Origin of the sequence: Kitasatospora sp. NPDC088346, assembly GCF_044740765.1 — a bacterium.
GTDB lineage: Bacteria > Actinomycetota > Actinomycetes > Streptomycetales > Streptomycetaceae > Kitasatospora.
Genome location: NZ_JBIURH010000003.1, coordinates 181,950 through 205,079, shown reverse-complemented (window position 1 = coordinate 205,079; position 23,130 = coordinate 181,950). Strand labels below are relative to the sequence as shown.

At 68.7% G+C, this 23,130-nt stretch carries 33 protein-coding genes; 31 read left to right on the top strand and 2 right to left on the bottom strand.

Annotated elements, in window-relative coordinates; genetic code table 11:
• The first annotated feature begins 18 nt into the window (after nucleotides 1-18).
• The 26 genes from rplV to truA all read left to right on the top strand — a co-directional run bounded on the left by rplV (nucleotide 19) and on the right by truA (nucleotide 14,704).
• Entirely contained in the window at nucleotides 19-366 is a 348-nt protein-coding gene (gene rplV, locus ACIOFR_RS06875) for a 50S ribosomal protein L22 (protein ID WP_033824229.1), read from the top strand.
• The gene (gene rpsC, locus ACIOFR_RS06870) at nucleotides 366-1,190 is read left to right on the top strand and encodes a 30S ribosomal protein S3 (protein WP_400993033.1); all 825 of its coding nucleotides are present in this window, start codon (nucleotides 366-368) and stop codon (nucleotides 1,188-1,190) included. The genes rplV and rpsC overlap by 1 nt, the downstream gene beginning before the upstream one ends.
• A 4-nt stretch (nucleotides 1,191-1,194) precedes the next feature.
• Complete coding sequence (rplP, locus tag ACIOFR_RS06865) at nucleotides 1,195-1,614, top strand: 50S ribosomal protein L16 (protein WP_033824227.1); 420 nt, start codon at nucleotides 1,195-1,197, stop codon at nucleotides 1,612-1,614.
• On the top strand, nucleotides 1,614-1,838 hold the full coding sequence (gene rpmC / locus ACIOFR_RS06860; RefSeq protein ID WP_030055825.1) for a 50S ribosomal protein L29: 225 nt from the start codon (nucleotides 1,614-1,616) through the stop codon (nucleotides 1,836-1,838). The genes rplP and rpmC overlap by 1 nt, the downstream gene beginning before the upstream one ends.
• Nucleotides 1,838-2,110 (top strand): 30S ribosomal protein S17, encoded by a 273-nt coding sequence (gene rpsQ, locus ACIOFR_RS06855; RefSeq protein WP_033824226.1) that lies wholly within the window; start codon nucleotides 1,838-1,840, stop codon nucleotides 2,108-2,110. Before rpmC ends, rpsQ begins: the two co-directional genes overlap by 1 nt.
• 99 nt (nucleotides 2,111-2,209) lie before the next feature.
• Nucleotides 2,210-2,581 (top strand): 50S ribosomal protein L14, encoded by a 372-nt coding sequence (gene rplN, locus ACIOFR_RS06850; RefSeq protein WP_030263487.1) that lies wholly within the window; start codon nucleotides 2,210-2,212, stop codon nucleotides 2,579-2,581.
• 15 nt (nucleotides 2,582-2,596) lie between these two features.
• A complete protein-coding gene (rplX, locus tag ACIOFR_RS06845; RefSeq protein WP_148644962.1) occupies nucleotides 2,597-2,908 on the top strand; it encodes a 50S ribosomal protein L24 in 312 nt (103 codons plus the stop codon).
• The gene (gene rplE / locus ACIOFR_RS06840) at nucleotides 2,908-3,477 is read left to right on the top strand and encodes a 50S ribosomal protein L5 (protein WP_371497561.1); all 570 of its coding nucleotides are present in this window, start codon (nucleotides 2,908-2,910) and stop codon (nucleotides 3,475-3,477) included. The genes rplX and rplE overlap by 1 nt, the downstream gene beginning before the upstream one ends.
• Nucleotides 3,478-3,479: 2 nt before the next feature.
• Nucleotides 3,480-3,665: a type Z 30S ribosomal protein S14 gene (locus tag ACIOFR_RS06835; protein WP_030263476.1), complete on the top strand. Its 186-nt coding sequence runs from the start codon at nucleotides 3,480-3,482 to the stop codon at nucleotides 3,663-3,665.
• 265 nt (nucleotides 3,666-3,930) lie between these two features.
• The gene (gene rpsH, locus ACIOFR_RS06830; RefSeq protein ID WP_354641027.1) at nucleotides 3,931-4,338 is read left to right on the top strand and encodes a 30S ribosomal protein S8; all 408 of its coding nucleotides are present in this window, start codon (nucleotides 3,931-3,933) and stop codon (nucleotides 4,336-4,338) included.
• Nucleotides 4,339-4,360: 22 nt separating this feature from the next.
• Nucleotides 4,361-4,900: a 50S ribosomal protein L6 gene (gene rplF / locus ACIOFR_RS06825; RefSeq protein ID WP_371497559.1), complete on the top strand. Its 540-nt coding sequence runs from the start codon at nucleotides 4,361-4,363 to the stop codon at nucleotides 4,898-4,900.
• A gap of 3 nt (nucleotides 4,901-4,903) precedes the next feature.
• The gene (rplR, locus tag ACIOFR_RS06820) at nucleotides 4,904-5,287 is read left to right on the top strand and encodes a 50S ribosomal protein L18 (RefSeq protein ID WP_350638229.1); all 384 of its coding nucleotides are present in this window, start codon (nucleotides 4,904-4,906) and stop codon (nucleotides 5,285-5,287) included.
• A gap of 48 nt (nucleotides 5,288-5,335) precedes the next feature.
• Nucleotides 5,336-5,959, top strand: coding sequence for a 30S ribosomal protein S5 (rpsE, locus tag ACIOFR_RS06815; protein WP_033824222.1), 624 nt, complete (start codon nucleotides 5,336-5,338; stop codon nucleotides 5,957-5,959).
• The gene (gene rpmD / locus ACIOFR_RS06810) at nucleotides 5,959-6,141 is read left to right on the top strand and encodes a 50S ribosomal protein L30 (protein ID WP_073924296.1); all 183 of its coding nucleotides are present in this window, start codon (nucleotides 5,959-5,961) and stop codon (nucleotides 6,139-6,141) included. Before rpsE ends, rpmD begins: the two co-directional genes overlap by 1 nt.
• Before the next feature lies 1 nt (nucleotide 6,142).
• Nucleotides 6,143-6,595: a 50S ribosomal protein L15 gene (gene rplO, locus ACIOFR_RS06805; RefSeq protein WP_400993027.1), complete on the top strand. Its 453-nt coding sequence runs from the start codon at nucleotides 6,143-6,145 to the stop codon at nucleotides 6,593-6,595.
• A gap of 281 nt (nucleotides 6,596-6,876) precedes the next feature.
• Complete coding sequence (gene secY / locus ACIOFR_RS06800) at nucleotides 6,877-8,184, top strand: preprotein translocase subunit SecY (protein ID WP_371497557.1); 1,308 nt, start codon at nucleotides 6,877-6,879, stop codon at nucleotides 8,182-8,184.
• Nucleotides 8,184-8,843 (top strand): adenylate kinase, encoded by a 660-nt coding sequence (locus ACIOFR_RS06795; RefSeq protein ID WP_400993025.1) that lies wholly within the window; start codon nucleotides 8,184-8,186, stop codon nucleotides 8,841-8,843. The genes secY and ACIOFR_RS06795 overlap by 1 nt, the downstream gene beginning before the upstream one ends.
• 138 nt (nucleotides 8,844-8,981) lie before the next feature.
• Entirely contained in the window at nucleotides 8,982-9,818 is an 837-nt protein-coding gene (gene map / locus ACIOFR_RS06790; RefSeq protein WP_400993023.1) for a type I methionyl aminopeptidase, read from the top strand.
• Nucleotides 9,819-9,952: 134 nt separating this feature from the next.
• Nucleotides 9,953-10,378, top strand: a complete 426-nt coding sequence (gene mscL / locus ACIOFR_RS06785) for a large conductance mechanosensitive channel protein MscL (protein ID WP_400993021.1) — start codon at nucleotides 9,953-9,955, stop codon at nucleotides 10,376-10,378.
• Nucleotides 10,379-10,555: 177 nt separating this feature from the next.
• Nucleotides 10,556-10,777 (top strand): translation initiation factor IF-1, encoded by a 222-nt coding sequence (gene infA, locus ACIOFR_RS06780; RefSeq protein WP_003956442.1) that lies wholly within the window; start codon nucleotides 10,556-10,558, stop codon nucleotides 10,775-10,777.
• Nucleotides 10,778-10,812: 35 nt separating this feature from the next.
• Nucleotides 10,813-10,926, top strand: a complete 114-nt coding sequence (gene rpmJ, locus ACIOFR_RS06775; protein WP_003956441.1) for a 50S ribosomal protein L36 — start codon at nucleotides 10,813-10,815, stop codon at nucleotides 10,924-10,926.
• A 178-nt stretch (nucleotides 10,927-11,104) separates the two neighbouring features.
• Entirely contained in the window at nucleotides 11,105-11,485 is a 381-nt protein-coding gene (gene rpsM, locus ACIOFR_RS06770; RefSeq protein WP_400993020.1) for a 30S ribosomal protein S13, read from the top strand.
• Between the two features lie 73 nt (nucleotides 11,486-11,558).
• Entirely contained in the window at nucleotides 11,559-11,966 is a 408-nt protein-coding gene (gene rpsK / locus ACIOFR_RS06765) for a 30S ribosomal protein S11 (RefSeq protein ID WP_014136257.1), read from the top strand.
• A gap of 128 nt (nucleotides 11,967-12,094) precedes the next feature.
• On the top strand, nucleotides 12,095-13,117 hold the full coding sequence (locus ACIOFR_RS06760) for a DNA-directed RNA polymerase subunit alpha (RefSeq protein WP_033824215.1): 1,023 nt from the start codon (nucleotides 12,095-12,097) through the stop codon (nucleotides 13,115-13,117).
• Between the two features lie 129 nt (nucleotides 13,118-13,246).
• Nucleotides 13,247-13,720 carry a 50S ribosomal protein L17 gene (rplQ, locus tag ACIOFR_RS06755; RefSeq protein WP_400993018.1) on the top strand — a complete coding sequence of 158 codons (474 nt, stop codon included), beginning with the start codon at nucleotides 13,247-13,249 and terminating at the stop codon, nucleotides 13,718-13,720.
• Between the two features lie 81 nt (nucleotides 13,721-13,801).
• On the top strand, nucleotides 13,802-14,704 hold the full coding sequence (truA, locus tag ACIOFR_RS06750) for a tRNA pseudouridine(38-40) synthase TruA (RefSeq protein WP_400993017.1): 903 nt from the start codon (nucleotides 13,802-13,804) through the stop codon (nucleotides 14,702-14,704).
• 31 nt (nucleotides 14,705-14,735) lie between these two features.
• On the opposite strand, the gene ACIOFR_RS06745 is transcribed toward truA, so the two are convergent.
• Nucleotides 14,736-15,578, bottom strand: a complete 843-nt coding sequence (locus tag ACIOFR_RS06745; RefSeq protein WP_400993016.1) for a hypothetical protein — start codon at nucleotides 15,576-15,578, stop codon at nucleotides 14,736-14,738.
• Between the two features lie 106 nt (nucleotides 15,579-15,684).
• On the opposite strand from ACIOFR_RS06745, the gene ACIOFR_RS06740 reads away from it, so the two are divergent.
• The 4 genes from ACIOFR_RS06740 to glmM all read left to right on the top strand — a co-directional run bounded on the left by ACIOFR_RS06740 (nucleotide 15,685) and on the right by glmM (nucleotide 20,104).
• On the top strand, nucleotides 15,685-17,349 hold the full coding sequence (locus tag ACIOFR_RS06740; protein WP_400993014.1) for an ABC-F family ATP-binding cassette domain-containing protein: 1,665 nt from the start codon (nucleotides 15,685-15,687) through the stop codon (nucleotides 17,347-17,349).
• A gap of 226 nt (nucleotides 17,350-17,575) precedes the next feature.
• On the top strand, nucleotides 17,576-18,019 hold the full coding sequence (rplM, locus tag ACIOFR_RS06735) for a 50S ribosomal protein L13 (protein WP_033824211.1): 444 nt from the start codon (nucleotides 17,576-17,578) through the stop codon (nucleotides 18,017-18,019).
• A gap of 48 nt (nucleotides 18,020-18,067) precedes the next feature.
• Complete coding sequence (rpsI, locus tag ACIOFR_RS06730; RefSeq protein WP_035981606.1) at nucleotides 18,068-18,571, top strand: 30S ribosomal protein S9; 504 nt, start codon at nucleotides 18,068-18,070, stop codon at nucleotides 18,569-18,571.
• Between the two features lie 165 nt (nucleotides 18,572-18,736).
• Nucleotides 18,737-20,104, top strand: coding sequence for a phosphoglucosamine mutase (glmM, locus tag ACIOFR_RS06725; protein WP_400993013.1), 1,368 nt, complete (start codon nucleotides 18,737-18,739; stop codon nucleotides 20,102-20,104).
• 74 nt (nucleotides 20,105-20,178) lie between these two features.
• Here glmM and coaA read toward each other — a convergent pair whose 3' ends face one another.
• Nucleotides 20,179-21,171 (bottom strand): type I pantothenate kinase, encoded by a 993-nt coding sequence (coaA, locus tag ACIOFR_RS06720; RefSeq protein ID WP_371497548.1) that lies wholly within the window; start codon nucleotides 21,169-21,171, stop codon nucleotides 20,179-20,181.
• A gap of 100 nt (nucleotides 21,172-21,271) precedes the next feature.
• On the opposite strand from coaA, the gene glmS reads away from it, so the two are divergent.
• Entirely contained in the window at nucleotides 21,272-23,128 is a 1,857-nt protein-coding gene (gene glmS, locus ACIOFR_RS06715) for a glutamine--fructose-6-phosphate transaminase (isomerizing) (RefSeq protein ID WP_400993012.1), read from the top strand.
• Nucleotides 23,129-23,130 lie beyond the last annotated feature (2 nt).

Genomic DNA, 23,130 nt, shown 5'->3' with positions numbered 1-23,130 from the left:
ACCAGCAAGGGGACAACCATGGAAGCCAGGGCCCAGGCGCGGTACATCCGCGTCACGCCCATGAAGGCCCGCCGCGTGGTGGACCTCATCCGTGGCCTGAACGCCACGGAGGCCCAGGCGGTCCTGCGTTTCGCTCCGCAGGCCGCGACCGTGCCGGTCGGCAAGGTGCTCGACAGCGCCATCGCCAACGCCGTGCACAACTACAACCACAACAACGTGGACGACCTCGTGATCTCCGAGGCGTACGTTGACGAGGGCCCGACCCTGAAGCGGTTCCGTCCGCGCGCCCAGGGCCGTGCCTACCGGATCCGCAAGCGGACCAGCCACATCACCGTGGTCGTCAGCAGCAAGGAAGGGACCCGGTAATGGGCCAGAAGGTTAACCCGCACGGGTTCCGCCTCGGCATCAGCACGGACTTCAAGTCCCGCTGGTACGCCGACAAGCTGTACAAGGACTACGTCAAGGAAGACGTTGCCATTCGTCGCATGATGACGAAGGGCATGGAGCGCGCCGGCATCTCGAAGGTTGAGATCGAGCGCACCCGCGACCGCGTCCGCGTCGACATCCACACCGCTCGTCCGGGCATCGTCATCGGTCGCCGCGGCGCGGAGGCCGACAAGATCCGGGGCAACCTGGAGAAGCTGACCGGCAAGCAGGTCCAGCTGAACATCCTCGAGGTCAAGAACCCCGAGCTGGACGCCCAGCTCGTGGCTCAGGGCGTCGCGGAGCAGCTGTCCTCCCGCGTCTCCTTCCGTCGTGCGATGCGCAAGTCGATGCAGAGCACCATGAAGGCCGGCGCCAAGGGCATCAAGGTCCAGTGCTCCGGTCGTCTCGGCGGCGCCGAGATGAGCCGTTCGGAGTTCTACCGCGAGGGCCGTGTGCCGCTGCACACCCTTCGTGCGAACGTCGACTACGGCTTCTTCGAGGCCAAGACGACCTTCGGCCGCATCGGCGTGAAGGTCTGGATCTACAAGGGCGACGTCAAGAACATCGCCGAGGTCCGCGCTGAGAACGCTGCTGCCCGCTCGGGCAACCGCCCGGCCCGCAACGACGCCCGCCCCGCGCGCGGCGAGCGTGGCGGCGCCCGTGGTGGCGAGCGTGGTGGCCGCGGCCGTCGCCCCCAGGGCACCGAGGCTCCGGCCCAGGTGACCGAGGCTCCGGCTGCAGAGAACACCGGAACGGAGGCCTGACCCCATGCTGATCCCTCGTAGGGTCAAGCACCGCAAGCAGCACCACCCGAAGCGCCGCGGCGCTGCCAAGGGTGGCACCGAGCTCGCATTCGGCGAGTACGGCATCCAGGCCGTTACCCCGGCCTACGTGACGAACCGTCAGATCGAGTCCGCTCGTATCGCGATCACCCGTCACATTCGCCGTGGTGGCAAGGTCTGGATCAACATCTACCCGGACCGCCCGCTCACCAAGAAGCCGGCCGAGACCCGCATGGGTTCCGGTAAGGGTTCGCCCGAGTGGTGGATCGCGAACGTGCACCCGGGTCGGGTCATGTTCGAGCTGTCGTACCCCAACGAGAAGGTGGCTCGTGAGGCGCTGACCCGCGCAGCTCACAAGCTCCCGATGAAGTGCCGGATTGTCCGGCGCGAGGCAGGTGAGAGCTGATGTCGGCCGGCACCAAGGCTGCTGAGCTGCGCGAGCTGGACAACGAGGGTCTCGTTGCCAAGCTCCGCGAGGCCAAGGAGGAGCTGTTCAACCTCCGCTTCCAGGCGGCGACCGGGCAGCTCGACAACCACGGACGGCTCAAGCTCGTCCGGAAGGACATCGCGCGGATCTACACCCTGATGCGCGAGCGCGAGCTGGGCATCGAGACGGTGGAGAACGCCTGATGACTGAGAACACCAACGAGACGCGCGGTTTCCGCAAGACCCGTGAGGGTCTCGTCGTCAGCGACAAGATGGACAAGACCGTCGTCGTCGCCGTCGAGGACCGCGTCAAGCACGCTCTGTACGGCAAGGTCATCCGCCGTACGAACAAGCTGAAGGCGCACGACGAGCAGAACGCTTGCGGCATCGGCGACCGGGTCCTCCTGATGGAGACCCGCCCGCTGTCCGCGACGAAGCGCTGGCGCGTCGTCGAGATCCTCGAGAAGGCCAAGTAACGAAGCCGATGTGGTACGGCCGTATGTGCTCGATGCAGCGATGCGATCGAGTGAGCAGCGGCCGGCCCGTCGACTCTCGTTGACGATCAGGAGAAAGCTGTGATCCAGCAGGAGTCGCGACTGCGCGTCGCCGACAACACTGGTGCCAAGGAGATCCTTTGCATCCGTGTTCTCGGTGGCTCCGGTCGCCGCTACGCCGGTATCGGGGACGTCATCGTCGCCACCGTCAAGGACGCGATCCCCGGTGGTTCGGTGAAGAAGGGTGACGTCGTCAAGTGCGTCATCGTTCGCACCGTCAAGGAGCGTCGTCGTCCGGATGGCTCGTACATCCGCTTCGACGAGAACGCTGCGGTCGTTCTCAAGAACACCGATGGTGACCCCCGTGGCACCCGCATCTTCGGCCCGGTGGGCCGCGAGCTGCGTGACAAGAAGTTCATGAAGATCATCTCGCTGGCGCCGGAGGTGCTCTAACCCATGGCGAACAGCATGAAGATCAAGAAGGGTGACCTGGTTCAGGTCATCACCGGCAAGGACCGCGGCAAGCAGGGCAAGGTCATCCAGGCCCTCCCCGCCGAGAACAAGGTCCTGGTCGAGGGTGTGAACCGGGTCAAGAAGCACACCAAGCCGGGCCCGGGCACTCAGGGTGGCATCGTCACCGTCGAGGCCCCGGTGCACGTCTCCAACGTCCAGCTGGTCGTTGAGAAGGACGGCAAGAAGGTCGTCACCCGCGTTGGTTACCGCTTCGACGACGAGGGCAACAAGATCCGCGTTGCCAAGCGGACCGGTGAGGACATCTGATGTCTGAGACGACTGTTGAGAAGGTGGCCCCCCGCCTCAAGGAGCGTTACAACTCCGAGATCAAGGGCCAGCTGCGCGAGGAGTTCTCGTACGAGAACGTCATGCTGATCCCCGGCCTGGTCAAGGTCGTGGTCAACATGGGTGTCGGCGAGGCAGCCCGTGACAGCAAGCTGATCGAGGGCGCGATCAAGGACCTGACCGCGATCACCGGCCAGAAGCCGGCCGTGACCAAGGCCCGCAAGTCCATCGCGCAGTTCAAGCTCCGCGAGGGGCAGCCGATCGGCGCCCACGTCACCCTCCGTGGTGACCGCATGTGGGAGTTCGTGGACCGTCTGGTGTCGCTGGCTCTGCCGCGTATCCGTGACTTCCGCGGCCTCTCGCCCAAGCAGTTCGACGGCCGTGGCAACTACACGTTCGGTCTGACCGAGCAGGTTATGTTCCACGAGATCGACCAGGACAAGGTCGACCGTCAGCGCGGTATGGACATCACCGTCGTGACCACCGCTCAGACCGACGATGAAGGCCGGGCGCTGCTTCGCGCTCTGGGCTTCCCGTTCAAGGAGGCGTGAGCATGGCGAAGAAGGCCCTGATCGCAAAGGCCGAGCGCAAGCCGAAGTTCGGCGTTCGGGCTTACACCCGTTGCCAGCGCTGCGGTCGCCCGCACTCGGTGTACCGCAAGTTCGGCCTGTGCCGTGTCTGCCTCCGTGAGATGGCACACCGCGGCGAGCTGCCGGGCGTGACCAAGAGCTCCTGGTAACCCCGGAGCGCGAGGCACACCAACACGATGCAGTGGTGCCCGACCCCCGTCTTTTGGGTCTCCGTACGGAATCCCGTAAGGTAGTGGGGTCGGGCCCCCTGCCGCAGCATCTCCTATAGGTGTTCGCGGCTCTCTTCGGAGGGCTCGTACCAAGTCTTACTACGCCGCAGGTCCCCTGCGCTTGTGCCCCTTTCGCACTCTTTTGCGAGTGCGCGGAGGGGGACCTGGCGCGGAGAAACCACGGCGAGAGAGGCCTGAGGCCATCATGACCATGACCGACCCCATCGCAGACATGCTCACGCGTCTGCGTAACGCGAACTCGGCGTACCACGACACCGTGGCGATGCCGGCCAGCAAGATCAAGGCGCATGTCGCCGAGATCCTGCAGCAGGAGGGGTACATCTCCTCCTACAAGGTTGAGGAGCCGACCGAGGGCGAGGTCGGCAAGAAGCTGACCATCGAGCTCAAGTTCGGCCCCAACCGTGAGCGCTCCATTGCCGGCATCAAGCGCATCAGCAAGCCGGGTCTGCGCGTTTACGCAAAGTCCACCAACCTGCCGAAGGTGCTCGGCGGCCTGGGCGTGGCGATCATCTCCACGTCCTCGGGTCTCCTCACCGACAAGCAGGCCGCCAAGAAGGGCGTAGGCGGAGAAGTTCTCGCCTACGTCTGGTAATTCGGGAAACGGAGGTACAGCAATGTCTCGCATTGGACGGCTGCCCATCCCGGTTCCCGCCGGCGTGGACGTCACCATCGATGGCCGCGAGGTGTCGGTGAAGGGCCCCAAGGGCTCCCTCACCCACGTCGTCGCCGCGCCGATCGAGATCGGCAAGGGCGAGGACGGCACCCTGCTCGTCACCCGCCCGAACGACGAGCGTCAGTCGAAGGCCCTCCACGGCCTGTCGCGGACGCTGGTGGCGAACATGATCACCGGCGTGACCGCGGGCTACCGCAAGTCGCTGGAGATCAGCGGTGTTGGTTACCGAGTCGCGGCGAAGGGCTCCGACATGGAGTTCCAGCTCGGCTACAGCCACCCGATCCTGATCGAGGCCCCGGAGGGCATCTCCTTCGTGGTCGAGTCGCCCACCAAGTTCCACGTGGACGGGATCGACAAGCAGCTCGTGGGTGAGGTTTCGGCCAAGATCCGCAAGCTGCGCAAGCCTGACCCGTACAAGGCCAAGGGCGTCAAGTACGCGGGCGAGGTCATCCGCCGCAAGGTCGGAAAGAGTGGTAAGTAAGCGATGAGCGTCTCTGTCAAGATCGGCAAGGGCAACGCCTACAAGAACGCCGCCCGCAAGCGCCGCGCCATCCGCGTTCGCAAGCGCGTCACCGGCACGGAGCTTCGTCCGCGCCTCGTGGTGACCCGCTCGAACCGCCACATGGTCGCCCAGGTCATCGACGACGCCAAGGGTCACACCCTGGCTTCGGCGTCCACCCTCGATGTTTCCATCCGTGGCAACGAGGGCGACAAGACCGAGCTGGCCAAGAAGGTCGGAGCCCTGGTCGCCGAGCGCGCCAAGGCCGCCGGCATCGAGTCGGTCGTCTTCGACCGCGCGGGCAACCGGTACGCCGGCCGCATCGCCGCCCTGGCGGACGCGGCTCGTGAGGCCGGGCTCGACTTCTAAGCCGCTCGTCGGCTCAGTCGACGGACGTAATCGAGAGAGGTAATTCCAATGGCTGGACCCCAGCGCCGCGGTAGCGGCGCCGGCGGCGGCACCGGCGGTGGCGAGCGGCGTGACCGTAAGCGTGACGACCGGGGCAACGCTCCCGCCGTCGAGAAGACTGCTTACGTTGAGCGCGTCGTAGCGATCAACCGAGTCGCCAAGGTTGTCAAGGGTGGTCGTCGTTTCAGCTTCACCGCGCTGGTCGTGGTGGGCGACGGTGACGGCACCGTGGGTGTCGGATACGGCAAGGCGAAGGAGGTTCCGGCCGCCATCGCCAAGGGCGTTGAGGAGGCCAAGAAGAACTTCTTCAAGGTCCCCCGTATCCAGGGCACCATCCCGCACCCGATCCAGGGTGAGAAGGCCGCCGGCGTCGTGCTCCTGAAGCCGGCGTCCCCCGGTACCGGCGTTATCGCCGGTGGCCCGGTGCGTGCCGTCCTGGAGTGCGCCGGCGTTCACGACATCCTGTCGAAGTCGCTCGGCTCGGACAACGCGATCAACATCGTGCACGCCACCGTGGCTGCTCTGAAGGGCCTCGTGCGCCCCGAGGAGATCGCCGCCCGCCGTGGCCTGCCGCTGGAGGACGTGGCTCCCGCCGCTCTGCTGCGGGCGCGTGCTGCCGGGGTGAGCGCCTGATGGCTCGCCTCAAGATCACGCAGACCAAGTCCTACATCGGTAGCAAGCAGAACCACCGTGACACCCTTCGTTCGCTTGGTCTCAAGCGGATGAACGACGTGGTCGTGAAGGAGGACCGTCCCGAGATCCGCGGGATGGCCCAGACTGTCCGTCACCTCGTCACGGTCGAGGAGGTTGACTGACATGGCGGACTCTCCGCTGAAGGTCCACAACCTGAAGCCTGCCCCGGGTGCCAAGACCGCCAAGATCCGTGTGGGTCGTGGTGAGGGTTCCAAGGGTAAGACCGCAGGTCGTGGTACCAAGGGCACCAAGGCCCGCTACCAGGTTCCGCAGCGCTTCGAGGGTGGCCAGATGCCCCTCCACATGCGCCTGCCGAAGCTGAAGGGCTTCAAGAACCCGGCCCACAAGCAGTTCCAGGTCGTGAACCTGGACAAGCTGGCCGAGCTCTACCCGCAGGGTGGCGAGGTCACCGTGGCCGACCTGATCGCGAAGGGCGCCGTTCGCAAGAACGAGCTCGTCAAGGTCCTCGGCCAGGGCGACATCGCGGTGGCGCTGCAGGTGACGGTCGACGCCGTCTCCGGCTCCGCGGCCGAGAAGATCACCGCCGCCGGCGGCACCGTCACCGAGCTCCTCTGAGCCTGTTGACCCCAGGGCCCCGCACCTCCCGAAAGGGAGGTGCGGGGCCCGCTGCATTTGTGGGCGAATTGTGTGTCAAAACCGGGCAAGCCGTACCCCGTCAGTGGGGGAGGAAGGCCTCAAGCTTCTGCGTGGTGGCCGTGCACTGTTAGAGTCCGTGGAGTTCCCTTGTACGCTGGCGCCAGGCTTGCCTGTGCCCAGCTCGTACGGGGGCGCGCAATCCACTCCCCATTCAGGACCGACCCTCCCGCCGACGATGTGCGGGAGGCGCAGGAGGCACCGTGCTCAGTGCGTTCGCGCGGGCGTTCCAGACGCCCGACCTGCGCAAGAAGCTGCTGTTCACGCTGGGCATCATGGTGCTGTTCAGGGCGGGCGCGCACATTCCCGTACCGGGCGTCAACTTTGTTGCCGTCAACCAGTGTCTGTCGGACAAGCCCGGTGGCCTGTTCGCCCTGGTGAACCTCTTCAGCGGAAATGCGCTGCTGCAGCTGACGATCTTCGCGCTCGGCATCATGCCGTACATCACCGCCAGCATCATCCTCCAGCTCCTCACCGTGGTCATCCCGCGGCTGGAGGCGCTGAAGAAGGAGGGTCAGGCCGGTACCGCGAAGATCACCCAGTACACCCGCTACCTGACCATCGCGCTCGCCGTGCTCCAGGGCACCGGCATCGTCGCGACGGCCTCCAGCGGCGCCCTGTTCAGCGGTTGCGCCTACGCCGACCAGGTCGTGCCGGACCAGTCCGTCTTCCGGATCGCCACCATGGTCATCACGATGACCGCGGGCACCACGGTGATCATGTGGCTGGGTGAGCTGATCACCGACCGCGGCATCGGCAACGGCATGTCCATCCTGATCTTCACCTCCATCGCGGCCGGCTTCCCGGGTTCGATGTGGCAGATCAAGCAGTCCGGCACCATCGGCGGCGGCTGGGTCGAGTTCTTCAGCGTCATCGCGGTCGGCATCGTCGTGGTCGGCCTGGTCATCTTCGTGGAGCAGGCACAGCGCCGGATTCCGGTGCAGTACGCGAAGCGCATGATCGGGCGGAAGGCGTTCGGCGGTACCTCGACCTACATCCCGCTCAAGGTGAACCAGGCCGGTGTGATCCCGGTCATCTTCGCCTCCTCGCTCCTCTACATCCCGGCCCTGGTGGTGCAGCTCACCAACAGCCAGGCCGGCTGGGCGACCTGGATCCGGACGAACTTCGTCAAGGGTGACCACCCGGTCTACATGATCACGTACTTCGTACTGATCGTGTTCTTCGCCTTCTTCTACGTCGCCATCTCCTTCAACCCCGAAGAAGTTGCCGACAATATGAAGAAGTATGGTGGGTTCATCCCGGGTATCCGGGCCGGCCGACCGACGGCCGAGTACCTGAACTACGTGCTCACCCGTATCACGTGGCCGGGTTCGCTCTACCTGGGTCTGATCGCGTTGATCCCGATGATCGCCCTGGTCGCCTTCGGACAGCAGACCAACTTCCCGTTCGGCGGCACCAGCGTCCTCATCGTCGTCGGCGTGGGCCTCGAAACTGTCAAGCAGATCGAGAGCCAACTCCAGCAGCGTAACTACGAAGGGTTCCTCCGCTGATGCGAATCGTCCTCGTCGGGCCTCCCGGGGCCGGGAAGGGTACTCAGGCGCACGTCCTGGCCAAGACCCTGTCCATCCCGCACATCTCCACCGGAGACCTGTTCCGCGCCAACATCAGCCAGGGCACCCCGCTGGGGCTCGAGGCCAAGGCGTACATGAACGAGGGTCGTCTGGTGCCGGACGAGGTCACCATCGGGATGGCCAAGGACCGCATGCTCCAGCCGGACGCGGCCAACGGCTTCCTGCTCGACGGCTTCCCGCGGAACCTCGGCCAGGCCAAGGCCCTGGACGAGTTCCTGGCCGAGCAGGCCATCTCCCTGGACGGCGTCCTCGACCTGGAGGTCCCGGAGGAGGAGGTCGTCAACCGGATCGCCGGCCGGCGGCTCTGCCGCAACGACGGGGGCCACGTGTACCACGTGGTCTACAACCCGTCGAAGGAGGACGGCGTCTGCGACGAGTGCGGCGGCGAGCTGTACCAGCGTCCGGACGACACCGAGGACAAGGTGCGGACCCGGCTGGAGGTCTACCACACGGAGACCGAGCCGATCATCGACTACTACGCGCAGCAGGGCCTGCTGGTGACCATCCCGGCCCTCGGCAAGGTGGACGAGGTCACCGCGCGGGCGATCGCCGCGCTGGAGAAGAACAAGGACGCCTGAGCGTCCTCGCAGTGCCAGTGAAACGGCCGGGGTGCCCCGCACGGGGCGCCCCGGCCGTTTCCGGCGTCGTACGGTGGTAGGCAGCACGGCCGCCCGGCAAGGACCGGGTGCGCGACGAACAGTGGAAGGCGTGACCGGATGGTGGAGATCAAGACCCCCGAGCAGATCGCGAAGATGCGAGTGGCCGGGCTGGTCGTCGCCGAAGCGCTCAAGGCCTGCCGGGAGGCGGTCGCCCCGGGTGTGACCACCCAGGAGCTCAACGACATCGCGGCGAAGGTGATCGCCGACCACGGCGCCACCTCGAACTTCCGCGCCCACCACGGCGGACTGTGGTTCCCCGGGGTGATCTGCGCCTCGGTCAACAACGAGGTGGTGCACGGCATCCCCGGCGAGCGGGTGCTCCGCGAGGGCGACCTGATCTCGATCGACTGCGGTGCGATCGTGGACGGCTGGCACGGCGACGCGGCCATCACCGTCCCGGTCGGCGAGGTCGCCCCCGAGCACGCGCTGCTGAGCCGGGTGACCGAGGGCTCGATGTGGGCCGGCATCGCCCAGATGAAGAAGGGCAACCGCCTGGTCGACGTCTCCCGGGCGATCGAGGGCTACATCCGCCGCCAGCCGCTGCCGCCCAAGGGCAAGTGGGGCATCACCGAGGGGTACGGCGGCCACGGCATCGGCACCGCGATGCACATGGAGCCGCACGTGCTCAACTACGTGGCGGGCCGGGGCAAGGGCCCGAAGCTGATCCCCGGCACCGTGCTGGCGATCGAGCCGATGGTCGGGCTCGGCACCCCGCACACCACCGTGCTGGAGGACGACTGGACGGTCGTCACCGACGACGGCACCTGGGCCTCGCACTGGGAGCACTCGGTGGCCGTCACCGAGCAGGGCCCGCTGGTGCTGACCGCCTTCGACGGCGGCCGGGCCGAGCTCGCCAAGCTGGGCATCACCGCAGCTCCGGACCCGTTGGCCTGATCTGGCGGGACGAAGGGCCTGGGGGTTTCCACCCCCAGGCCCTTTGTCCTATTTTGATACCGGGGAAAGTTTTCGCTAGGCTCCCGCCTTTGACGGCCGCCTTCGACGGCCACCACGAGACATAGGGGCGTGCAGTGCTCAAGGGCTTCCGGGACTTCATGATGCGCGGCAACGTCATCGACATGGCGGTCGGTGTCGTCATCGGTGCCGCGTTCACCGGCGTGGTGACCGGTTTCGTGTCGGCCTTCCTCACCCCGCTGGTCGGCGTGGTGGTCGGTGCGGCCGGCGACTTCAGCAGCTACCGGTTCTCCGTGGCGGGGGTCACCTTCCCGTACGGCCAGTTCCTCAACGTGCTGATCGCGTTCCTGATGACCGCCGCGGTGCTGTACTTCTGCGTGGTGCTGCCGGTCACCAAGGCCAGCGCCCGGTACCTGCCGAAGAAGCCCAAGACCCCGAAGCGCCCCTGCCCGGAGTGCCTGACCGAGATCCCGCAGGCGGCCCGCCGGTGCTCCGCGTGCACCGCGGTCGTCGAGCCGCTGTCGGTCGGTGCCACGTACTGAGCGTGACCGGTCGGCATCGTTTTGGCGTCGGGTTGCTGCCTGACGTAGACTGATGCGTCGGCTCACTCGTAGCGTGCTTCGGCACGCCCTCTTCCCGTGAGGGTTGGGGTGGACCCAGGCTCGCACACGAGCGTGCCGCATGCGGTAGCCGGCCCCGGAAGGTGGATCTCGCAGTTCATGGCAAAGAAGCAAGGCGCCATTGAGATCGAGGGCACCGTGATCGAGTCTCTTCCGAACGCCATGTTCAAGGTCGAGCTGCAGAACGGTCACAAGGTCCTCGCGCACATCAGCGGCAAGATGCGGATGCACTACATCCGTATCCTCCCGGACGACCGGGTTGTCGTGGAGCTCAGCCCTTACGACCTGACTCGCGGCCGGATCGTCTACCGGTACAAGTAAGAACCTGTCAGATCTAGACCCGGAGAACCTGAACCATGAAGGTCAAGCCGAGCGTCAAGAAGATCTGCGACAAGTGCAAGGTGATCCGCCGTCACGGCCGGGTCATGGTGATCTGCGACAACCTGCGCCACAAGCAGCGCCAGGGCTGATCTCCCTCCCGCATTTCTCGTAGTACTTCGCGCGACGCGCACAACGTCATAACGCGGGCTGCCCGATCCGTCCCCCGCGGGACGGACTGCCACCCCCGGTCAGAGGCCGGGGCTCCCTCGCCGAGAGGTGTTGGAGTAGGTACCCCGTAAGACCTCTGAAGAACCACAGGAGCCATGAATGGCACGCCTCGCCGGCGTTGATCTCCCCCGTGAGAAGCGGATCGAGATCGCCCTCACGTACGTCTACGGCATCGGCCGTACCCGCGCCCAGCAGTCGCTGGCCGAGACGGGCGTGAACCCCGACGTCCGGGTCCGCGACATCTCCGAGGAAGACCTCGTGAAGCTGGCGCAGTGGATCGACGCCAACTACACGGTCGAGGGTGACCTCCGCCGCTCGGTCGCCGCCGACATCCGCCGCAAGGTCGAGATCGGCTGCTACGAGGGCCTGCGTCACCGTCGCGGCCTGCCGGTCCGCGGTCAGCGCACCCACACCAACGCGCGTACCCGCAAGGGCCCGCGTCGCGCGATTGCCGGTAAGAAGAAGCCGGGCAAGAAGTAGTCCGTCCCGTAACCGGACATCCCTCCGGCCCGCGGGATAGCGGACCGACCACCTCAGTAGGAGATACAGACTTATGCCCCCCAAGGGTCGTCAGGCTGCCGGCGCGAAGAAGATCCGCCGCAAGGAGAAGAAGAACGTCGCTCACGGGCACGCCCACATCAAGAGCACGTTCAACAACACCATCGTTTCGATCACCGACCCCTCGGGCAACGTGATCTCCTGGGCCTCTGCCGGCCACGTCGGCTTCAAGGGCTCGCGCAAGTCCACCCCGTTCGCCGCGCAGATGGCCGCCGAGGCCGCTGCCCGTCGCGCGCAGGAGCACGGCATGCGCAAGGTCGACGTCTTCGTGAAGGGTCCGGGCTCCGGCCGCGAGACCGCGATCCGTTCGCTCCAGGCCACCGGCCTGGAGGTCGGCTCGATCCAGGACGTCACCCCCACCCCGCACAACGGCTGCCGCCCGCCGAAGCGCCGCCGCGTCTGACGCAGCGCCTTCGGGCACGTAGGTCGCTTTAAACCGCGTACGGGGTCCTGTTTCGTTCAGGACCCCGTACGCTGGTTCTGTTCGGCATCAAATAGTGGGTGCCGAAGACAACTGGAGGATCTGAAAACATGCTGATCGCTCAGCGTCCCTCGCTGACCGAAGAGGTCGTCGACGAATTCCGCTCGCGGTTCGTGATCGAGCCGCTGGAGCCGGGCTTCGGCTACACCCTCGGCAACTCGCTCCGCCGCACGCTCCTCTCCTCGATCCCCGGCGCTGCTGTCACCAGCATCCGGATCGACGGTGTCCTGCACGAGTTCACCACCGTGCCGGGCGTCAAGGAGGACGTCACCGACCTCATCCTCAACATCAAGCAGCTGGTCGTCTCCTCGGAGCACGACGAGCCGGTCGTGATGTACCTGCGCAAGCAGGGCCCGGGTGTGGTCACCGCCGCCGACATCGCGCCCCCGGCCGGTGTCGAGGTGCACAACCCCGAGCTGGTCCTCGCCACGCTGAACGGCAAGGGCAAGCTGGAGATGGAGCTGACCGTCGAGCGCGGTCGCGGCTACGTCTCCGCCGTGCAGAACAAGGCTTCCGGCCAGGAGATCGGCCGCATCCCGGTCGACTCGATCTACAGCCCCGTGCTGAAGGTCACCTACAAGGTCGAGGCCACCCGTGTCGAGCAGCGGACCGACTTCGACAAGCTGATCGTCGACGTCGAGACCAAGCCCGCCATGCGCCCGCGTGACGCCATGGCGTCGGCCGGTAAGACCCTCGTCGAGCTGTTCGGCCTCGCCCGCGAGCTGAACGTCGACGCCGAGGGCATCGACATGGGCCCGTCCCCGACGGACGCCGCCCTGGCCGCCGACCTGGCGCTGCCGATCGAGGAGCTGGAGCTCACCGTTCGGTCGTACAACTGCCTCAAGCGCGAGGGCATCCACACCGTGGGTGAGCTCGTGGCCCGCTCCGAGGCCGACCTGCTCGACATCCGCAACTTCGGTGCGAAGTCGATCGACGAGGTCAAGGCGAAGCTGGCCGGCATGGGCCTGGCCCTCAAGGACAGCCCGCCCGGATTCGACCCGACCGCCGCCGCCGACGCCTTCGGCGCCGACGACCTGGACGACGCGGGTTACGCGGAGACCGAGCAGTACTAAGAGTTTGGTCCGGGGGCGACCCCTGCGGGTCGCCCCCGCATCGATGCAAGAAAGTCGTCCGGGCAACAGTGCCCGGCCGCCCGCTGCGGTACCTGGTACGGCCGCAGTCGGAGATTCAAGGAGTCATCCATGCCGCGTCCCACCAAGGGTGCCCGCCTCGGCGGCGGCCCGCACCACGAGCCGCTGCTGCTCGCCGGTCTGTGCCGGGAGCTGTTCCAGTACGGCCGCATCACCACGACCGAGGCCAAGGCCCGTCGGATGCGCCCGCTGGCGGAGAAGCTGATCACCAAGGCGAAGAAGGGCGACATCCACAACCGTCGCCTGGTGCGCAAGACGATCACCGACGTCTCGGTGCTGCACACTCTCTTCACCGAGATCGCGCCGCGCTACGAGAACCGCCCGGGTGGTTACACCCGTATCACCAAGATCGGTCCCCGTCGTGGCGACAACGCCCCGATGGCCGTGATCGAGCTGGTCGAGGGCCTGACCGTCGCGCAGACCGCCGTCGGCGAGGCCGAGGGCGCCACCAAGCGTGCCGTCAAGGAGGCCGAGCAGGCCGCCGAGACCAAGGCCGACGAGACCACCGAGGTCGAGTCCGCCTGACACCGTTAGGTGCAGCTCGGGCCCGCTCTCCCAGTGATGGGGGAGCGGGCCCGTTCCTTTATCCCTGGGGAGTTTTCAGCAGTGCTCAAGGATTGCGAGCAGACGCCGCCGCAGCAGGACGGGCCGGCCGACGGGCACGTCCGGATCCGGCTGGACCTGGCCTACCACGGCGCCGAGTTCTCCGGCTGGGCACGGCAGCCCGGGCGGCGCACCGTGCAGGGCGAGATCGAGGACGCCCTGCGGGTGGTCACCCGCAGCTCGGAGACCTACGACCTCACGGTGGCCGGCCGCACCGACGCCGGGGTGCACGCCCGCGGCCAGGTCGCGCACGTCGACCTGCCGCAGGAGCTGTGGGCCGTGCACGGCGAGAAGCTGCTGCGACGCCTGGCGGGGCGGCTGCCCGCGGACATCCGGATCTTCCGGGTGGGCGAGGCGCCGAGCGGCTTCGACGCCCGCTTCGCCGCGATCTGGCGCCGGTACGCCTACCGGGTCGCCGACCACCCCGGCGGGGTCGACCCGCTGCTGCGCGGGCACGTGCTCTGGCACGACCGGCCGGTGGACGTCGACCTGATGAACGAGGCCGCCCGGCTGCTGGTCGGCGAGCACGACTTCGCCGCGTACTGCAAGAAGCGCGAGGGCGCCACCACCATCCGCACCCTGCTGGAGCTGCACTGGGAGCGGGTCCCGGTGGACGGGTACGCGACCCAGGAGGGCAGCCTGGCGGTGGCCACCGTCCGGGCCGACGCGTTCTGCCACAACATGGTGCGGGCGCTGGTCGGCGCGATGCTGCTGGTCGGCGACGGGCACCGGCCGGTGGAGTTCCCCGGCCAGGTGCTGGCCGGCCGGGTCCGCAACTCCGCGGTCAACGTGATCCGGCCGTACGGGCTGACGCTGGAGGAGGTCGGCTACCCGGCCGACGACCAGCTCGCCGAACGGAACCGGGCGGCCCGCCGGATGCGGACCCTGCCCGGCACCGAGGGCTGACCGGGCCGGCCGGGCCGACCCGCCGCGCGGCTCAGCCCGGCAGGTCGGCCAGGCCGGCGCGGCCGCGCTCCAGCAGGGTGTCGTAGACCGAGCCCGCGATGTCCTTGACGGCCTGCGGCGCGGTCTTGTCCCCGTCGGCCACGGCCTTGCCGTCGGTCGGGCCCGCGACGGTGAAGTACCCGTACCGGCCCAGGGAGTTGCGGGCGGTGGCGCACGTCACGGTCGCGCAGAACGGCGTGGCCCGGTCCTTCACCAGGGGGAGGGCGCCGCCCTTGCCGTCGTTCTTGGCCCTGGCCGCCCGGGAGTCGCTCGCGAAGGTGGCGACGGCGACGGTGACCTGGAGTCCGGCGCCGTTGCCGTAGGTGGCGCGGTAGACGTTGTAGCAGCCGTTGTGGGTCAGGGCCTCGGTCAGGCCGCCCACGCCGGAGGCGGTGCAGTCCCTGTCGAGGTCGGTGGCGAGCCGGGTGTAGGTGCGGCCCTGGACGGTCAGCGTCGCGGCGGGGAACAGGGTGCCGACGCTGACGCTCGCCCGGTCCCACGTGCTGGAGCTGATCACCCCGAGCGGGGTGGTCGGCGGGGCGCCGCTCGGCGAGGCGGAGGCGGAGGCGGAGGCCGAGGCGGAGACGGGCGCGGAGGCCGGGGCGGACGCGGCGGCCGGCCCGGCCGCCCGGGACCGGGTCTCCGGGCGGGTGAGGGCGAGGGCCGCGGTCACCCCGCCGGCGACCAGCGCGGTGGCGAGCACCCCGCCGCCGATCACGAACAGCCGCTTGCGGCGGCGGGACTCGGCCTCGTTGCGGTCGGCGAGGGCGTACCAGTCGGGCTCCTCCGGAGGGCCCGGCGGTCCGCCGTACCCGCCCTGGGCTGGTGTGTTCATGATCGCGGATCCTAGAGCACAGCCCGCTCCCGCACGCCGGGGGTCACCGGACCGGCACACAAAAAGCGGTTTGGCGTCCATCGCCGCCCCAGGCACAATCGCGCCCATGGGACACGTCGAGATTTCACACCTGGAGTACTACCTGCCGGACGGTCGGGTGCTGTTCGACGACGCGTCCTTCCGGGTCGGCGAGGGCGCCGCGGTCGCCCTGGTCGGTGCCAACGGCGCCGGCAAGACCACCCTGCTCCGGATGATCGCCGGCGACGTGCAGCCGCACGGCGGCACCGTCACCGTCAGCGGCGGGCTCGGCGTGATGCGCCAGTTCGTCGGCACCACCGGCCGGGAGGACCTGCGGGAGACCCCCGGCGCGCTGCCCCCGGACGCCTCCGTCCGGGACCTGCTGGTCTCCGTCGCGCCGCCCCGGATCGCCGTCGCCGCCAGGGCGGTGGACGCCGCCGAGCTGGCGATGATGGCCCAGGACGACGAGAAGACGCAGATGGCGTACGCGCAGGCGCTCTCGGACTGGGCGGACGCCGGCGGCTACGACTACGAGACCGACTGGGACGTCTGCACCACCGCGGCGCTCGGGATGCCGTTCGACCGGGCACAGTTCCGCGGCCTGAACACGCTGTCCGGCGGCGAGCAGAAGCGCCTGGTGCTGGAGTGCCTGCTGCGTGGCCCGGACGAGGTGCTGCTGCTCGACGAGCCGGACAACTACCTGGACGTGCCCGGCAAGCGCTGGCTGGAGGAGGCGATCAAGGCCAGCTCCAAGACCGTGCTGTTCATCTCGCACGACCGCGAGCTGCTCTCCCGTACCGCCGACAAGATCATCAGCGTCGAGTCGGGCTTCGGCGGGGGCGGCAGCAGCGTCTGGGTGCACGGCGGCGGCTTCGAGTCCTTCCACGAGGCCCGCAAGGAGCGGTTCGCCCGCTTCGAGGAGCTCGGCCGGCGCTGGGACGAGGAGCACGCCAAGCTCAAGAAGCTGGTGGTCAACCTGCGCCAGGCGGCCTCGGTCAGCCACGCGCTCGCCACCCGCTACGCGGCCGCGCAGACCCGGCTGAAGAAGTTCGAGGAGGCCGGCCGCCCCGAGGAGCCGCCGCGCGAGCAGAACATCACCATGCGGCTCAAGGGCGGCCGCACGGGCGTCCGGGCGCTCACCCTGGAGGGCCTGGAGCTCACCGGCCTGATGAAGCCGTTCGACCTGGAGGTCTTCTACGGCGAGCGGGTCGCGGTGCTCGGCTCCAACGGCTCCGGCAAGTCGCACTTCCTGCGGCTGCTCGCCGGCGACGAGTCGGTCCGGCACGGCGGCACCTGGCGGCTCGGCGCCCGGGTGGTCCCGGGCCACTTCCGGCAGACCCACGCCCACCCGGAGCTGTTCGGCCGCACGGTGCGCTCGATCGTCGAGGAGGAGCACGCGCTCAGCCGCGGCGCCGCGATGGGCGCGCTGCGCCGGTACGAGCTGGACCGGCAGGAGGAGCAGCGGTTCGAGTCGCTCTCCGGCGGCCAGCAGGCCCGGTTGATGATCCTCAAGCTGGAGCTCTCCGGCGTCACCGCACTGCTGCTGGACGAGCCGACCGACAACCTGGACCTGGAGAGCGCCGAGGCGCTGCAGGAGGGCCTGGAGGCGTTCGACGGCACCGTGCTGTGCGTCACCCACGACCGCTGGTTCACCCGGAGCTTCGACCGGTTCCTGGTGTTCGGGTCGGACGGGCGGGTGTACGAGGCGCCGGAACCGGTCTGGGACGAGACCCGGGTGGTGCGTGATCGTTGAGCCCGGCCGCTGAGCGTTTTTGACCGGTGCGGTGCGGGCCGGTAGTCTGGGCCCTTGTTGTGCGTATTGGCTCGCTCCATCTCACGTGAGAGGTCGGTACGCCGGAGACACCAGGCCGATGTTCAGCGGCCCTCCTCTGAATTGCGTCCAGAGCGGGCAAGGCTGATCAACTCGTCCAGCGTGCTCCTGTCAAGGACACACTCACTGAAAAGCGAAGGCTACGACCGTGCGTACGTACAGCCCCAAGCCCGGCGACGTCCAGCGTCAGTGGCACGTCATCGACGCGAACGACGTCGTGCTCGGCCGCCTGGCCTCCCAGGCCGCCTCCATCCTGCGGGGCAAGCACAAGGCGATCTACGCGCCGCACGTTGACACCGGTGACTTCGTCATCATCATCAACGCTGACAAGGTGCACCTGTCGGGCAACAAGAAGACCCAGAAGCTGGCGTACCGTCACAGCGGCTTCCCGGGCGGTCTCCGCTCGGTCCGCTACGACGAGCTGCTCGACAAGAACCCCGAGAAGGCCGTCGAGAAGGCCATCAAGGGCATGCTCCCCAAGAACAGCCTGGGCCGCCAGATGCTCTCCAAGCTGAAGGTCTACTCGGGCGACCAGCACCCGCACGCTGCGCAGCAGCCGGTGCCGTTCGAGATCACCCAGGTCGCGCAGTAATTCCGGCCACCAAACCCCATCACTGAAAAGCAGGAGCTGAGGAACACCGTGGCCGAGACTGCCATCGAGAACACCCTCGAGGTCGAGTTCGACGAGAACGTCGACGAGTACACCTCCGAGACCGAGTACAGCACTGAGTCGCTGGCCGGCCGCTTCGGCGAGGCCACCCCGGGCGCCGGCCTCGGCCGCCGCAAGGAGGCGATCGCCCGCGTGCGCATCGTCCCCGGCACCGGCAAGTGGAAGATCAACGGCCGCACCCTGGAGAACTACTTCCCCAACAAGGTGCACCAGCAGACCGTCAACGAGCCGTTCAAGCTCCTTGAGCTCGACGGCCGCTACGACGTCGTGGCCCGCATCGCGGGTGGCGGCGTCTCCGGTCAGGCCTACGCGCTGCGCCTCGGCGTGGCCCGCGCCCTGAACGAGGCCGACGTGGACAACAACCGCGCCGCCCTCAAGAAGGCCGGCTTCCTGATGCGTGACGCGCGTGCCGTCGAGCGCAAGAAGGCCGGTCTCAAGAAGGCCCGCAAGGCGCCGCAGTACAGCAAGCGCTAATTGCGCCCCGGGGGGTGCGTGCCGCCCAGGTGGTGCGCACCCCCGGGTGCACCTCGTACGCCCCGGAGTACCTCAGGTACTCCGGGGCGTCGTGCTCCCCAGGCCTGGTGCGGAGGCGGGAGCGGTCGGATGATTTTGCCAGCAGGGGCGACAAAGGACGGAAGCATGGGACGACTCTTCGGTACGGACGGGGTACGCGGTGTGGCCAACGAGGGCCTGACCGCCGAACTGGCCCTGGGCCTGTCGGTCGCGGCGGCCCATGTGCTCGGTGACGCCGGGGCCTTCGACGGCCACCGTCCGGTCGCCGTGGTCGGCCGCGACCCGCGGGCCTCCGGGGAGTTCCTGGAGGCCGCGGTGATCGCCGGCCTCGCCAGCGCCGGCGTGGACGTGCTCCGGGTCGGCGTCCTGCCCACCCCCGCCGTGGCGTACCTCACCGGGTCGCTCGGCGCGGACTTCGGCGTGATGCTCTCCGCCAGCCACAACGCGATGCCCGACAACGGCATCAAGTTCCTCGCCCGCGGCGGCCACAAGCTGGACGACGCCATCGAGGACGCCATCGAGGAGCACTACCACCGCTACGGCGTCACCTCCGACGAGGACTGGAAGCGCCCGACCGGCGCCGCCGTCGGCCGGGTCCGCCAGTACACCGAGGGCTTCGACCGCTACGTCGCCCACCTGGTCGCCGTCCTGCCGAACCGCCTGGACGGCGTCAAGGTCGTCATCGACGGCGCGCACGGCGCGGCCGCCCGGGTCGCCCCCGAGGCCTTCGCCCGGGCCGGCGCCGAGGTCGTCTACACGCTGGGCGCCGAGCCCAACGGCCTCAACATCAACGACGGGGTCGGCTCCACCCACCTCGACAAGCTGCGCGTCGCCATGCGCGAGCACAAGGCCGACCTCGGCATCGCCCTGGACGGCGACGCCGACCGCTGCCTGGCCGCCGACGCCGACGGCAACGAGGTCGACGGCGACCAGATCATCGCGATCCTCGCGGTCGCCATGCGCGAGGCCGGCACCCTGCGCGGCAACACCGCCGTCGCCACCGTGATGTCCAACCTGGGCTTCAAGCTGGCCATGGAGCGCGAGGGCATCGACCTCGTCCAGACCGCGGTCGGCGACCGCTACGTGCTGGAGGAGATGAAGCAGCACGGCTTCGCCCTCGGCGGCGAGCAGTCCGGCCACGTCATCCTGCTGGACCACGCCACCACCGGCGACGGCACCCTCACCGGCCTGATGCTGGGCGCCCGCCTGGCCGCGACCAAGCAGTCCCTGGCCGAGCTGGCCGACGTGATGACCCGGCTGCCGCAGGTCCTGATCAACGTCAAGGGCGTCGACCGGACCCGGGTGGCGACCTCGCTGGAGCTGACCGCCGCCGTCTCCGAGGCCGAGGCCGAGCTGGGCGCCACCGGCCGGGTGCTGCTGCGCCCGTCGGGCACCGAGCCGCTGGTGCGGGTGATGGTCGAGGCCGCCGACGAGGTGCAGGCCAAGGCCGTCGCCGAGCGTCTGGCCGAGGCGGTCCGCACCCACCTGGGCTGACCGCTCCCGCCCTGAACGCACGTCAGCGCGCCTCCCACGGGGGCGCGCTGACGGCGTTTCGGGGTGAGCGGGGGTCAGAGCTTGCGCAGCAGCGCGCGGCGGACCTTGTGGTCGGCGCCCTTCTGTAGCACCAGGGTGGCGCGGCCGCGGGTGGGCAGCACGTTCTCCAGCAGGTTGGGCTTGTTGATGGTGCGCCAGACCTGGCGGCCGTACTCCATCGCCTCCTCCTCCGGGACCTCGGTGAAGCGGCGGAAGTAGGAGTTCGGGTTCTGGAAGGCGGTGTCGCGCAGCTTCTTGAAGCGCGACAGGTACCAGCTCTCGATGTCGTCGGTCCGGGCGTCGACGTAGATCGAGAAGTCGAAGTAGTCGGCGACCGCGAGCCGGGTGCGGCCGTCGGTGCCGGGCAGGGCCGGCTGGAGCACGTTCAGGCCCTCGACGATGAGGATGTCCGGGCGCTCCACGGTGAGGCGCCGGTCCGGCACGATGTCGTACACCAGGTGCGAGTAGACGGGGGCGGAGACCTGCTCCTTGCCGGCCTTCACGTCCGCGACGAAGCGCATCAGCGCCCGGCGGTCGTACGACTCGGGGAAGCCCTTGCGCGCCATCAGGCCGCGGCGGCGCAGCTCGGCGTTGGGCAGCAGGAAGCCGTCGGTGGTGACCAGTTCGACCCGGGGGTGCTCGGGCCAACGGGCCAGCAGGGCCTTGAGCAGGCGGGCGGTGGTGGACTTGCCGACCGCCACCGAGCCGGCCACGCCGATCACGAACGGGGTCCGGACCCGTTCGGTGTCGGCGACGTCCAGGAAGGTGCCGACGGCGCCGCGCAGCTCGTGGGTGGCGTGGATGTAGAGGTTGAGCAGCCGGGACAGCGGCAGGTAGACGTCCCGGACCTCGTCGAGGTCCAGGGCGGTGCCGAGGCCGCGGAGCCGCTCGACCTCCTCGGCGGTCAGTGGCAGCGGGGTCCGTTCGCGCAGGGCGCTCCACTCCGCCCGGTCCAGGTCCACGTACGGGGAGGGCGTGGGGGTGGCGGGAGCGCCCCGGCTACAGAGTTCGGTCAGCACGAGCTCCATTGTGGGCCGTGCGGAGCCGGGCCGGTGCTGTGGTGTCGGTCACCCGTCGGGGCACCGGCCGCGGGAGAAGCCGAACGCGCGCCCGCATATGCTGGCGCACATGTGCGGAATTGTTGGATATGTGGGCCCCCAGCAGGCCCTGGACGTAGTGATCGCAGGTCTGCAGCGGCTGGAGTACCGCGGGTACGACTCGGCCGGTGTGGCCGTGCAGACGCAGGGCTCCGACGGGCAGTGGAGCCTCGCCACGGACAAGCGGGCCGGCAAGCTCGTGAACCTTCAGAAGTCGCTGGCCGAGACCCCTCTCGCGGCCGGCACCACGGGCATCGGCCACACCCGCTGGGCCACCCACGGCGGCCCGACGGACGCCAATGCCCACCCCCACCTGGACGACGCCGAGCGGGTGGCCGTCGTCCACAACGGCATCATCGAGAACTTCGCGCAGCTGCGTGCCGCGATCGCCGAGCGCGGCCACACCCTGCGCTCGGAGACCGACACCGAGGTCGTCGCCCACCTGCTCGCCGAGGCTTACGACGGCGACCTGGCGGAGGCCATGCGGGCGGTCTGCCGCCAGCTGGACGGCGCCTTCACCCTGGTCGCGGTGCACGCCGACGCCCCGGACGTGGTGGTCGGTGCCCGCCGCAACTCCCCGCTGGTGGTCGGGCGCGGCGTGGGCGAGAACTTCCTCGCCTCGGACGTGGCCGCGTTCATCGCGCACACCCGTGAGGCGATCGAGCTGGGCCAGGACCAGGTCGTGGAGCTGCGGCACGGTGCGGTGACCGTCACCAACTTCGACGGCACCCCCGCCGAGGTGCGCGAGTACCACGTCGACTGGGACGCCTCCGCCGCCGAGAAGGGCGGCTACGACTACTTCATGCTCAAGGAGATCGCCGAGCAGCCGAAGGCCGTCGCGGACACCCTGCTCGGCCGGATCGGCACCGACGGGCGGCTGACCCTGGACGAGCTGCGCATCCCCGACCAGGTGCTGCGCGAGGTCGACAAGGTCGTCATCGTGGCCTGCGGCACCGCCTTCCACGCGGGCATGATCGCGAAGTACGCGATCGAGCACTGGACCCGGGTCCCCTGCGAGGTCGAGGTCGCGTCGGAGTTCCGCTACCGGGACCCGATCCTGGACGACCGCACGCTGGTCATCGCCATCTCCCAGTCCGGCGAGACCATGGACACCCTGATGGCCCTGCGGCACGCCCGCGAGCAGGGCGCCAAGGTGCTGGCGATCTGCAACACCAACGGCTCGACCATCCCGCGCGAGTCGGACGCGGTGCTGTACACCCACGCCGGTCCGGAGGTCGCGGTCGCCTCGACCAAGGCGTTCCTGACCCAGCTGGTGGCCTGCTACCTGGTGGCGCTGTACCTGGGCCAGGTGCGCGGCACCAAGTGGGGCGACGAGATCCAGGCCGTCATCAAGGAGCTCGGCGACGCGCCGAAGCAGGTCGAGCAGGTCCTGGAGACCATGGAGCCGGTGCGCGAGCTGGCCCGCTCGCTGGCCGACGCCAAGTCGGTGCTGTTCCTCGGCCGCCACGTGGGCTTCCCGGTCGCCCTGGAGGGCGCGCTGAAGCTCAAGGAGCTCGCGTACATGCACGCCGAGGGCTTCGCGGCGGGCGAGCTCAAGCACGGGCCGATCGCGCTGATCGAGGAGGGGCTGCCGGTCGTGGTGGTCGTGCCCTCGCCGCGCGGGCGGTCGATCCTGCACGACAAGATCGTCTCCAACATCCAGGAGATCCGGGCCCGCGGCGCCCGCACCATCGTGATCGCGGAGGAGGGCGACGAGGCGGTCGTCCCGTACGCCGACCACCTGATCCGCATCCCGGTCACCCCGGTGCTGCTCCAGCCGCTGGTCTCGACGGTGCCGCTGCAGGTGTTCGCCTGCGAGCTGGCCACCGCCAAGGGCCACGAGGTGGACCAGCCGCGCAACCTGGCGAAGTCCGTCACGGTCGAGTAGCG